Origin of the sequence: Rhizobium sp. PL01 (assembly GCF_033447125.1) — a bacterium.
In the GTDB taxonomy this organism is placed as follows: Bacteria; Pseudomonadota; Alphaproteobacteria; order Rhizobiales; family Rhizobiaceae; genus Pararhizobium.
Map to the genome: position 1 here is coordinate 230,423 of NZ_JAWQUM010000008.1, position 12,463 is coordinate 242,885.

Genomic DNA, 12,463 nt, shown 5'->3' on the forward strand with positions numbered 1-12,463 from the left:
TGTCTTCGTCCCTCACCGTTTTCGGCCATAGTCGGCCCGATTGATGCCATGACGTTGCAGCTTGTCGTAAAAAGTCTTTCTTGGAATACCCAAAGCCTCGATCGTCAGCCGGACATCGCCCTCGCTGGCCGACAGCGCCTGGCGGATGATATCCGCCTCGTACAGTTCCAGCTTTTCTGGCAGGCTGTTTTTGACCGGCACGGATGGCACGGCGGTCCATCCGGCCGCCTCCACGCCAAGCACGACACGTTCCGCAAAATGCGACAGCTCGCGAACATTGCCTGGCCAGGCATGGTCGGAGAGATGCTGCTGAACACGGGCCGACAGGACGGGAATGTCCCGTTTGAATCGTTCGGAGGCACGGGCGGCGAAATGGGAGAACAATAACGGGATATCCTCCCGGCGCTCGCGAAGCGGTGGAATGGAGAGTGTGACGACGTTCAGCCGGTAGTACAGATCCTCCCGAAAATCACCGCGCATGGCCGGATCTCCAAGGTCGACCTTGGCGGCGGCAACCACCCTAAGATCGACCGGCCTCACCTCGTTCGTACCGAGCGGGTTGACCTCGCGCGTCTCGAGCACCCTCAGCATCTTCACCTGTGTGGCCGGCAGCATGCTCTCGATCTCGTCAAGAAACAGAGTGCCGCCGCTGGCATGCTCGATGCGCCCGATCCTGCGTTTCTGGGCACCGGTAAATGCGCCCACCTCATGGCCGAACAGTTCGCTTTCCAGCACCGCTTCGGGCAGAGCCCCGCAATTCAGCGCAACGAAATTTCCCGACCGCCGCCGGCTCCAGTTGTGCAAAAGTTGCGCGACGACCTCTTTGCCGCTGCCGGTTTCGCCGGCAACCAGCACATCGACATCCGTGTCGGCGATATAGCGCAGCGTCTGCCTGAGGTGTTCCATCGCAGCCGTCTGGCCAATCAACGGCAGGCTGTCGCTGGCCGTCTCGGCGGACCGGCGCAAGGCCCGGTTTTCCATGACGAGCCGGCGCTTTTCCACGGCGCGCCGCACACTTTGCACCAGCCGGTCGGCGGCAAAGGGCTTGGCAATAAAGTCATAGGCACCGCTCTGGATGGCCTGAACGGCCATAGGAATGTCGCCATGTCCCGTCACCAGGATCACTGGAAGATCAGCATCCAAACGCGACAGCCGGGCAAACAATTCGAGCCCATCGATATCCGGCATACGAATGTCGGAGATGACGGCACCGGCAAAATCCGCCGAGAGTTCGGCAAGCGCTGCCCGCGCGCCGCTGAACGCCGAGACGGAGAAACCCGCAAGCTCAAGCGTCTGGGTCGTCGCCAGCCGCAAATCCCTGTCGTCGTCGATCAGGACAATGGTTCCACCGTCTGCCATATCGTCATGCCTTCTTCAGATGGACCGTGAAACGGGTTCCAGCATCGCTGCTCGAAACCTCGATCCGGCCGCCATAATCGGCGGCAATGTCTTTTGAAATGACCAGTCCAAGCCCAAGCCCGCTCTCCTTGCTGGTGTTGAAAGGCGTGAACAGGTTCTGCAAGATTTCTGGCGAAATACCCGGGCCATTGTCGGTGACACTGATGGCGACGGTCTCGCCGATAACCTCGAAACGAACCTCTACGCGGCCATCGGCTTTGCCGTCGCCAATCGCTTCGAACGCATTTTGCAGGAGGTTGATCAGCACCTGTTCCAGCCGAATGCGCATGCCCATGACCAGGAGGTCGGGCGGCGGAAGCGCAATATCGAGCGTCTCCATGCGCCCGGCAAAACGGCTGCGAAGCAATTGCACGGCGCCTTCGATCACTTGGCGAAGCGGCGTCGGTTCGGCTTCACGGCGCCCTTTGCGGGACAGTGCCCGCAGCTCGTCGGTAATCGTGCCGATTCGCTCGGTCAGTGCAGCAATATTGGCCATGTTGTCCGCCGCAGACGCACCCTGACCGCGCTCAAGGAACACCCGGGCATTGTCGGCATAGGCGCGGATGGTTGCGACCGGTTGGTTGATTTCGTGAGCGACGCCTGCCGCCACCTGACCAAGGATTGCCAGCCTGTTGGCCTGAACCAGATCCTGCTGCACCGCCTGCAGGGTCTGCCCTGTAGTGCGATGATCGGTGATCTCCAGCTGCAACCGGTCGCGCGCCTGGCTGAGGTCCGCCGTTCTTTCCGATACCCGCCGCTCCAGTTCTTCGCGGGCTTGAAGGGCCTCGGACATACGCATTGATGCGGCATGCCGGCGGCGAAGCAGTAGCGCTCCGGCGGCCAGAACCGGAAGCAACCCAAGCAAAGCCAGCAGGCGCCCTTCGCGTATAGCGGCATCAAATGAAGGCGCCGTCTGCACCAGATGCTGCAAGGTCCAGGCCGTCGTGGGCACCACCGTTTGCAGATCGAGGAATTCGGTGGCTCCGGTGCTTCCAGGCATCACCACCTCGACAAGGCTGCCTCCGTCCAGCTCTCCAGTCTTTCGGAAAGGCAGGGGCCGTAGCGGCGCCTCACCGAATTGAAGGCTCTCGCGGATCGCCACAAGTGCATCGGAGGGAATGTCTCCAATGGACATGAACCGCCAGGATGGAATGCTGGTGATCAGCACAATACCGCGGCTATCCGTGACATAGGTGGGTTTCGATGACGCGGCCCAGGCTGCCTCAACCTGATCGAACTCCAGCTTGACGACGACCACTCCCAGCGGCCCGCCGGCACGATCGATCCGCTGCGAGATGTAAAGACCCGGCTTTTTGCTGACGCTGCCAAGAGCAAAGTGCTCTGCCTTACCGTCGCTTATCGCCTTTTGATAATATTCGCGAAACCGGTAGTCGTTTCCCACGAAGCTCGTCGGTTCGCGCCAATTACTGGCGGAAACCGCAACTCCGTCCTTGCCGATGACGTAAATGACGGCGGCCTGGGTGCCAGCGGCCAAGCCTTCAAGCTTGCGATTCAACTGGTCAAGCGCAGCACCATTGCCTGTCGCCAACGCTTCGCCCAGCGCCGTATCCTGCGCCAGGACCAGCGGAAGCGCCCGTTGTTTCTCAAGAACGGCCCGCAGCAGTGCGGCGTTGAGATCGGCATCGGTGCGGGCCTGCACTTCAAGCGAGGCCGTCGCGAACCGGCGCGCTACCTCGCCGCTCGCCCACAGAGCCATGATCGCCAGCACAGCCGAAAACACGCAATAGAGCAGCCACGCGCGCCGCATGCGCTGCGCCAGCTTCACCGGGTGATTGACATCCAAAACAGGAAGCGCGTCCATGAGCGGAGTGTGCATAATTCCGCACAAAGCACAATCGTAAATGCGCGGATATTCGCACATTTTATCTCATCGAAATAGCGATTTGAAGTTATTAAACTTACAAAATCAACAGCTTAACCATCAACCAAAAAACTGGCATGGCGTTTGCGAAGATATCCGGAGAACGGCGAGGCCGTTTCACCATCAATCACAGGCCCGGGAGGCCGGAATTCGTTCCGGGCGGGCCGAAGAGGAGGATATCATGATTTCAGTGCCATTCGACGCTGCGCCCAAGCCCGTGATCAAAACACCGTTCTACCGGCATTTGTACATTCAGGTGCTGGCCGCCATTGCGGCAGGCATTCTTCTCGGCCACTTCTATCCTGAGCTTGGCACGCAGCTGAAGCCACTCGGTGATGCCTTTATCAAGCTCGTCAAGATGATCATCGCGCCGGTCATCTTCCTGACCGTGGCAACGGGCATTGCCGGCATGAGCGACCTGCAGAAGGTCGGCCGGGTCGCCGGAAAGGCAATGCTGTACTTCCTGACCTTCTCGACGCTCGCCCTCGTCATCGGCCTAATCGTCGCCAATGTCGTGCAGCCCGGCGCCGGCATGCATATCAATCCGGCTTCGCTTGATCCGACTGCGGTCGCGAGCTATGCCGCAAAAGCGCATGAGCAGACGATTACCGGCTTCCTGACCAACATCATTCCCACGACGATCGTCGGCGCCTTTGCCGATGGCGATATCCTGCAGGTGCTGTTCTTCTCGGTCCTGTTCGGTATCGCGCTTGCCATGGTCGGTGAAAAAGGCCAGCCGGTCGTCAATTTTCTCAATGCGCTGACAGCTCCCGTCTTCAAGCTTGTCGCCATCCTGATGAAGGCAGCCCCGATCGGCGCCTTTGGCGCCATGGCCTTTACCATCGGTAAATACGGCGTCGGCTCGATCGCCAACCTCGCCATGCTGATCGGTACGTTCTATATCACGGCGCTGATCTTCGTCCTCGTGGTCCTCGGCGCAGTTGCCCGCTATAACGGGTTTTCGATTATTGCCCTGCTGCGCTACATCAAGGAGGAATTGCTGCTCGTTCTCGGCACCTCCTCTTCGGAGGCCGCGCTGCCGGGCCTGATGGACAAGATGGAAAAGGCCGGCTGCAAACGCTCGGTCGTCGGCCTGGTCATTCCGACGGGATACTCCTTTAATCTCGACGGCACGAACATCTACATGACGCTTGCGGCCCTGTTCATTGCGCAGGCAACCGATATCCAGCTGTCCTTTGCCGATCAGATCCTGCTGCTGCTCGTGGCGATGCTCAGCTCGAAGGGTGCCGCCGGGATCACCGGCGCGGGCTTCATCACGCTTGCCGCAACACTCTCGGTCGTGCCCGCCGTTCCTGTCGCCGGCATGGCGCTCATCCTCGGTATCGACCGCTTCATGTCTGAATGCCGGGCGCTGACCAATCTCGTCGGCAACGCCGTTGCGACCATCGTGGTTGCCCGCTGGGAAAATGAACTGGATACGGAGCAACTGGCAAAAGCGCTGCAAGGCAATCGGGGGCAGACAGCGCCTATTGGAAACCTTCAACCGGCCGAGTAAAGGCCGAAAAGCGCCACGCCAAAAATTGATCGCGGGCCGTTCTTCTAGGGACCGCGATCAGATCGGCACTTTTCTCCCCGTTTGCCGCGCGGCGATGAGGAGAGATTTCGTGTTGCATCGCCGCAAAAATGCGGTCTATACATTATGCAATCACCACGGACCCGGTGAAATTCCGGGTGGCTCTTCTGGCCGCCGATCCGCCAGACAACGCAAAACCTGCATGCCAAGCCCAAGCCGCTTCGAGAAGCGCATTGGCCATGCTTTGCGAGAACCCATCCTATGCCATTTTCATCCATCCGCCGGGATTGGTCCGCCAATCCCTCGCGCGAAATGCTTGCAGGAGCCGTCGCGACTTTTGCATTGATCCCGGAGGTCATCGCTTTTTCCTTCGTCGCAGGTGTTGATCCGCAGGTCGGCCTATTTGCTTCGTTCATCATCGGGATCGTGATCGCTTTTACCGGCGGGCGTCCGGCGATGATTTCCGCTGCCGCAGGCTCGGTCGCGCTTGTTGCAGCACCTCTCGTCCATGCACACGGGCTGCCTTATCTGTTTGCGGCAGGTTTGCTCGCAGGTGTTTTTCAAATCCTCTTCGGGATATTGCGCCTTGGCGTTCTCATGCGGTTCGTCTCGAATTCCGTCCGCACCGGTTTCGTCAACGCTCTTGCCATCCTGATCTTTGCCACTCAACTTCCGCATATCATCGGCGGCGACGGGACCGCCTATGCCATGCTGGCCGCCGGGCTGGCGATCATCTACCTTGTTCCGAAGATCACGACGGCAATTCCTTCGCCGCTGATCTGCATCCTGGTTCTGACTGTTGCCTCGATCGCCTTGCAGCTTCCGGTCATGACCGTTGCCGATCTGGGCAAGCTGCCCGACACTCTGCCAATCTTCAGCTGGCCTGCAGTACCTCTGACCTTGGAAACGCTGACAATCATCGCCGGGCCAGCACTCGCCATCGCCATGGTCGGCCTGCTCGAATCCATGATGACGGCCAGCCTCGTGGACGACCTGACGGGGACTGCGAGTTCCAAGAACAGGGAGTGCACCGGCCTTGGCATCGCCAATGCTGCGGCAAGCCTGTTCGGTGGCATCGCCGGATGCGGCATGATCGGCCAGACTGTCAGCAATGTGAAATACGGTGGACGCGGCCGTCTCTCCACCCTGTTTGCTGGTGCCTTCCTGCTAATCCTGATGGTGCTGCTCAAGCCATGGGTTTCGCAAGTTCCAGTGGCGGCTTTGGTCGCCATCATGGTGATGGTGTCGATCGATACGTTCGACTGGTCGTCACTGCGCTCGGTCGTCATTCATCCCAAGATGTCGAGCGCCGTGATGGTGGCGACCGTGCTTGTAACGGTGTTCAGTTCCAACCTGGCGCTGGGCGTCACGGTGGGCGTGCTCCTCAGCGGCGTGTTCTTCACGTTCAAGGTCGCGCGGCTGCTACGCGTGGAGACAAGGACCGATGAACAGGCTGGCCGCGTATCGTATCGCGTCTCCGGCCAGGTCTTCTTTGCATCCGCTGACATTTTCATTGAGGCGTTTGATATTCCGGGTGCCGAGGGCAAGACAGTTCTGATCGACGTATCGGAGGCCCATTTCTGGGATATCACTGCTGCAGCGGCCCTCGACAAGGTAGTGCAGCGGTTCAAGGGACACAGCATCCCCGTTGAGGTTACCGGCCTCAATCAGGCAAGTTCGTCGCTCATCGGTAGCCTCGATGAATTGATAGATCCGAAGGAGGCCTAAGCCAAACCAAGGCGAAGGCCCCCCTCTTGAGACGCCCACGCTATCATGGCCATCTTGCCTTCATTGAATGCGCTCGCCGGATGCGTCATCGAACAGGAGCACATTGCCGGGATCGATGGCGATCTTGACTTGCGCACCCGGCAACAGTGGCGGGTCGTCACCCAGCACCATGGTGATGTCACAGGTTGCGAGCCGGAGCGTGACTTCTTGTGTGTCGCCTGTTGGCTCGACCAACGCGACTTCGGCAGCGACGCCGTCGCCGCCGAGACGAATATGCTGCGGGCGGATGCCGTAGGAGACGCTGCGCCCCTGCGTGGGACGGATGCCAGGCGGTAGCGGCAGCGCCGTGCCGTCGGCAAGCCGCAACATGGCTCCCTCGATCTCGCCCTTCAACAGGTTGATCTCCGGCGACCCGATAAACCCGGCAACGAAGAGGTTGCGCGGGTTTCTGTAGAGCTCCAGCGGCGGCCCCATCTGCTCGATCGTGCCACCGTTCAGCACCACGATCGTGTCGGCCATGGTCATGGCTTCGGTCTGGTCGTGGGTCACATAGATCGTGGTCTTGCCCAGACGTTGGTGCAGCTTCTTGATCTCGCCACGCATCTTGACGCGAAGCTTGGCATCAAGGTTTGACAGCGGCTCGTCGAACAGAAAGGCCCGCGGATCGCGCACGATGGCGCGCCCCATGGCAACGCGCTGGCGCTGCCCACCGGAGAGCTCGCGCGGAAGCCGGCCGAGAAGGTGCTCAAGGCCGAGGATCTCGGCGGCATCGTTGACACGCCGGGTGATCTCGACCTTTGATACGCCCGCGAGCTTCAGCGCGAAGCTCATATTGTCGGCGACCTTCATATGCGGGTAGAGCGCATAGCTCTGGAACACCATCGCAAGGTCGCGTTCCTTTGCCGGCATGTCGTTGACGATCTTGCCGCCGATGGTGATCTCGCCAGCGCTGATATCCTCCAGCCCGGCAATCATCCGCAAAAGCGTGGATTTGCCGCAGCCCGATGGACCGACCAGCACCACAAACTCGCCGCTGCTCATGTCGAGCGATATATCGTTGAGCACGGACAGGCTGCCATAGCTCTTGCCCACGTTCCTGAGTTCGATCTCAGACATGCATGTTCCTCCCATTTGATCCGCCAAGGCTGCCGTCACCCCGACCTTCGCTGTGTTGAGAAGGGCGGGGCGTGGCTACTCAGACGGCTTCGACGATCTCGACAGTGCCAACGCTCATGCGCCCCAGCGCACCGAGGCGGAGACCGGCCATGCCATAGGCATACTGATCGTCCTTTGCCTCGATCAACGTCCTGCCATCGACCGAGAACGACAGGGCAGTGCCATCAACCGAGAATGCGAACGCATAGCTGCGGCCGAACTCGCGCTTGAACGGAGCTCTTGCCAGAACGGTGGTGCCGAAATCCTCCTTCAGGATCACCACGTCGTCGCCATCGAACCCGGCGGCGTAGAACTGGCTGGTGCCTTGAACACGAGCGGTGACCAGCTGTGACGCGCCTGCCAGCGGCTGGATATCAGCTTGCACGGTGACGTTGCGGGCATAGTAGTGCCCTGTCCAGATATCGGCATCGCTGGCCGTATGGGCGTGGATGCGGCCGTTCTGCAGCGTCCAGTGGCCGCGGTTCCAGGTGAAGCGCGAAATCGCACCCCATTCCTGCACTTCTGTTCGCGGATCGATGACGGTGTGACCGGCGCCCTCGACCTTGAAGTCGGCGAGGAAGAGGCGGCCAAGGAATTTCAGCCTGCCGAAATATTCGACCTGAATACCGATCTCGTCGATGGCTTCGAGACCGGCCGGGACGGTGAACGCATAATCCTGCCAACCCTGATGATCGGGCACATGCCAGCCGCCGATTTCCTCGATGGTTCCGGACATGGCACGGCGAACATAGGGAACCACGCGCAGATTGCCGTCGCCGTTCCACGGATCGAGCAACAGCTTGAACGAGACCTTCTGACCGGCATCGACCAGCGGCGTGAACATCGGGCGATAGCGCTCGTCGTCAAAATCTTCGCGGCGATAAAACGGCTTCCAGAAGATGCGGCCACCGTGCCCGCGCTCCAACCGGTCGAGCTGGATTTCAAGCGAACCGCGTGAGCCTTCCACGTGTTTTTCGGTCGATGCCCTGACGCTGATCTGATTGAAGCCAGCCGTCCGGAAGCCATGGGTAGAACCAGGCAGATCGAAGTCGAAACGGACACCACGGCGGGTAAAGTCTTCAAGCCAGAGTGCTGGCACGTCGTCATCACGAAGCTGAAGCGCCAACACCGTCAGTTCCCGTGCAAAGGACGGAATGTCGACGATGTTGATCGAGCCGACGACGCCGGATGCGACGACGAAATCGTTAATCGGGGTTCTGTATCGATCCCACCCCGGCTGTACCCCCTGGAACGTGCCGACGATAGCGCCAGCATTGCCGGCATTGCAGTCGGTGTCCCAGCCGGCCATTGTTGCGATCTCGGCGGTGCGTGGCAGATCGCCCTCGCCGTAGAGGATCGCCATCACAGTGACGCCGGCATTCGGGATGATGTGGCAGACGCCGGGATAACGGTCATAGCCCCATTCCGCCGTCAGCATGTCGCGGCAGGCACGCCAATTGACAGGATCGGCCTTGTGGAAATCGATCACGGCTTGAGCGACGCGGGCATAGGCGGATTTCGCATCGATGGTCGCCATAGCGGCCTCGATGATTTCGGCGATCGATGTTGCCTCGAATGCCTTGGCGATCGCGGCAGCGCAGAAACGCGCACCATTTAACCCCTCGCCGTCATGGGCGACGCTGGCGGCACGGGCAGAGGCATCGGCGGCCTTCTGCGGATCACCCGGATGCACCCAGCCCCAGCTGTCGATGAAGATCTGCCCGCCGATCTGCTCGGCGACGGACGCGCCGTTCTGGGCAATGGAGCCAGACTGTGGCGCAGGGATACCGGCGCGCAGGTTGCGATAGGCCGTGTGTTCGGTGGAAACGCCAAAACCGCCCCACCAGTACATGCCATGCTCTTCGGCGGCATAGTTCACCCAGGTGCGGCCGACATCGGCGGCACTTGCCTTCAGGCCGTAGTCGCGCAGCGCGCGGATGAAATAGACCGGGCCGTTGGTATCGTCGTCGGCCGCAAAATTCTTGAAATCGCGCAGATACCGGGTGACTTCGCCATAGGTCTTCTGGATCCGCTCATAGCTCCAGATCGTCGGTTCGACCGGTGCGCCGAGACGAACGCCAATGGCCTTGCCGATAAACCCGGCATAGATCTTCTCGTAAATCATCTCTTTGGTCAGTTTGGACATCATGCGTCTTTCTTTGCAAATCTAAATCAGGAGAGCAGCGCGGCTGTTGGCCCGGCTGTTGGCGGCAGCCTGATCGGCTGCGAGGATGGCTTTGGCGGTTTCAGTAAACGCATCCGCCGATGCGATGAGGTCGAGGCGGTTTGCCTGGTCGAGCAATTGGCAATCGGCGTCGCTGATCACATCTTCACCATGCAGGGCGCCGAGAATGGCACCGGCCATCACGCCGATCGAGTCGGTATCGCGGCCGGAATTGATCCCATCCTCGATCGACCGGCGGAAATCGCCGTCATTGACGAGGCAAAAGCCCAACGCCAGCGGCAGTTCCTCGATCGAACCAAGGCGGTTCGGCTGATAGGCGCCCGTCAAACGGCCAGCTTTTACAGCCGTGTGATTGACGTCGTCGCCCATCGGGGAATAGGGCGCGATAACCCTGTGGAATTCGGCAACGACACTGGAATGATCAGCGCCCTGTGTTTTCAGCTTGCGGGCACTCTGCGCGATATCGGCGATGGCGTTGCGGGTGCCGTCCTTAGCCAGTGCCAGCACCGTCTCGACGATTGCATCGATGGTCGTTCCGGGGACGAAGGTCGCCGCGATCGCGGCTGCAAACACGCCCGCCGCTTCGAGGCCATAGCTTTCCTGATGGCCGGAGGCAAAGGCGATCGCCTCGTCATAGGCTGCCTTCGGATCGCAGGCATTGACCACGCCAATCGGCGCCACATACATGGCGGCGCCGCAATTGACCATGTTACCGATGCCGCCCTGCCGGGGATCGCAGGAGGTCAGTTGGTGGCGCTGGAAAATCCATTTTTCCGGATAGAATAGCCGCTCGATCAGCATCGCCTCACGCTGCAATTCCGGCACGTAGCGCGGAATCCAGGCGATCTGGCGCACCATGCCGTCGGCCATGTCCCAGGCGTCCAGATGCCTGCCGACCTCGGCATAGATATCCATCAGGCAGAGCGTCATCAGCGTATCGTCGGTGACGATGCCGTTGCCGCGCACCCTGCCGTTGCGCGCCGTCGCGTCGAGCGCCATCTTGTGCCACTGTGTGTCGAGCGAGGAGACCCGCCCATACCGCGCCGCGATATCGGCTGCCGGCAATTTTTCGACCGGCGCCCCCATGGCGTCGCCTAGCGCGACGCCATGGATGAGCGCGCGGACCCTCCCCTTCAGAGAGAGCCCGGAAGCACTAGTTTTTTGCATCGAGAACGGTCCTTGCATAGTCATTGAGACGCGTGCCGCCGGCGGCTTCCCATTCGGCGACATATTGATCCCACTGGTCCATTTTCGCAGCGCCAGAGATGAACTTGTAGACCCAGGCGCGGTAGACATTTTCAGTGGCATCGAGATCGGCGGCATAATCGGCTGGCCAGACAAATGTGTTGTCCGGTTTGAAATCTTTCTGGATCGTCGCCAGCGACATTTGCGCCGCTTCCGACTGCCAGACAACCGGTGGCTTCCAGTTGGCCGCCACCATGAAGCGGGCGTACCACGTGGCCATCTTGTCGGTCACTTTGTAGGCATCGCCCTCCTTGGTGAACTCCTGGCCTTCGAAACCCAACCGATCAAACATTTGACCCTCTGGGCTGGCCATAAAGTCCAAAAGCTTCATCACTTCCGCTTTGTGCTCGGAGGTTGTCGAGATGGCAAAGCCTCGCGATTCCTTGGAGACATCGACTGCGGAAAGACCCTGGCCGCCCGGCCCCTTTGGCGGAGACAGCAGCACGAGTTCGGTACCCGGATGGACCTGACGCATCTTGCCGCCATAGATGTCGAGCACCTCGCCGGAGGAGCCGAAGATCACGCCGGCCTTGCCGGTGTAGAACTTGTCTTCCTTCACATCGAACTTGGTGGTGATGTATTCCGGATCGTAGAGCCCCTGCTCGCGCAGCGAGGCGTAGAAGGCGATCTTGTCCTTCTCCTGGCTGGTGATGCGGGCACTGACCCATTCGCCGGCCGGGTTCTTCATCCACGTGCCGGTGATCCCGAATGCCTGGTTGAAGATCGAATCCAGTTCGTTGGTGTTGTCCGCCGTGGTCACGCCATAGGTATCGGCGACACCATTGCCGTCGAGATCACCATCCTTGATCGCTTTGAACAGGGTCACGTAGTCATCGACGGTTTCGGGCGGCTTGAGACCGGTCTTTTCCAACCAATCCTTGCGGATCACCGGCTGCGGACCGCGGACCGGGTAGACATAGAGCAGATACGGATAGTTTTTCAGGCGCTCGACATTGTGCGGCCAGAGTGCATCCTTGAGATAGGTCGTTTCGGCAATCATCGGTCCAAGATCTTCAAGCACCCCCTGCTCGACCATCTTGGCATCGCCACCCTGGAAATAGATCAGGTCCGGGATATCGCCCGACAGCAACATCACCGACAGCTTGTCGGCATAACCCGATGATGGCAGATCGACGAGTTCAATATCCAGATCGGTGCCCTGCGCCTTCAGCGCTTCCTCAATGCGCTGAAGGTGCTTGACATCGTCCGGGTTGGTCGGACCAAAATCCTTGGACACAATCCGGATCTTGATCGGGTCGGCCATTGCCGGCACGGTAATGCCGAGGCACAGTGCCAAGGCGGTCGAGGTCGTCAGGACCAATTTTCTAAGCATTTC

The 12,463-nt window shown here is 60.1% G+C and carries 8 protein-coding genes and 1 other annotated feature; of the genes, 2 read left to right on the forward strand and 6 right to left on the reverse strand.

Annotated elements, in window-relative coordinates; genetic code table 11:
• Positions 1-12: 12 nt before the first annotated feature.
• Together R6X40_RS19695 and R6X40_RS19700 are read right to left on the reverse strand one after the other, a co-directional pair.
• Positions 13-1,359, reverse strand: a complete 1,347-nt coding sequence (locus R6X40_RS19695; RefSeq protein ID WP_318415505.1) for a sigma-54 dependent transcriptional regulator — start codon at positions 1,357-1,359, stop codon at positions 13-15.
• A 4-nt stretch (positions 1,360-1,363) separates the two neighbouring features.
• Complete coding sequence (locus R6X40_RS19700; protein WP_412178422.1) at positions 1,364-3,235, reverse strand: sensor histidine kinase; 1,872 nt, start codon at positions 3,233-3,235, stop codon at positions 1,364-1,366.
• A 226-nt stretch (positions 3,236-3,461) separates the two neighbouring features.
• Between R6X40_RS19700 and R6X40_RS19705 the strand changes: the two genes are divergently transcribed.
• Positions 3,462-4,796 carry a dicarboxylate/amino acid:cation symporter gene (locus tag R6X40_RS19705; protein ID WP_318415507.1) on the forward strand — a complete coding sequence of 445 codons (1,335 nt, stop codon included), beginning with the start codon at positions 3,462-3,464 and terminating at the stop codon, positions 4,794-4,796.
• Between the two features lie 154 nt (positions 4,797-4,950).
• Positions 4,951-5,006, forward strand: a sequence feature (sul1 is cis-regulatory element that is thought to sense ions involved in sulfur or methionine metabolism; They are found in Alphaproteobacteria).
• Positions 5,007-5,075: 69 nt separating this feature from the next.
• On the forward strand, positions 5,076-6,542 hold the full coding sequence (locus R6X40_RS19710; protein WP_318415508.1) for a SulP family inorganic anion transporter: 1,467 nt from the start codon (positions 5,076-5,078) through the stop codon (positions 6,540-6,542).
• A 60-nt stretch (positions 6,543-6,602) separates the two neighbouring features.
• Here the strand turns inward: R6X40_RS19710 and R6X40_RS19715 are convergent, their stop codons facing one another.
• From R6X40_RS19715 to R6X40_RS19730, 4 genes are all read right to left on the reverse strand, one after another.
• Entirely contained in the window at positions 6,603-7,658 is a 1,056-nt protein-coding gene (locus R6X40_RS19715; RefSeq protein ID WP_318415509.1) for a sn-glycerol-3-phosphate ABC transporter ATP-binding protein UgpC, read from the reverse strand.
• A gap of 79 nt (positions 7,659-7,737) precedes the next feature.
• Positions 7,738-9,846: an ADP-ribosylglycohydrolase family protein gene (locus R6X40_RS19720; RefSeq protein WP_318415510.1), complete on the reverse strand. Its 2,109-nt coding sequence runs from the start codon at positions 9,844-9,846 to the stop codon at positions 7,738-7,740.
• Positions 9,847-9,864: 18 nt separating this feature from the next.
• Positions 9,865-11,049, reverse strand: a complete 1,185-nt coding sequence (locus R6X40_RS19725) for an ADP-ribosylglycohydrolase family protein (protein ID WP_318415511.1) — start codon at positions 11,047-11,049, stop codon at positions 9,865-9,867.
• The gene (locus tag R6X40_RS19730) at positions 11,036-12,460 is read right to left on the reverse strand and encodes an extracellular solute-binding protein (RefSeq protein WP_318415512.1); all 1,425 of its coding nucleotides are present in this window, start codon (positions 12,458-12,460) and stop codon (positions 11,036-11,038) included. Before R6X40_RS19730 ends, R6X40_RS19725 begins: the two co-directional genes overlap by 14 nt.
• Positions 12,461-12,463: the final 3 nt, after the last annotated feature.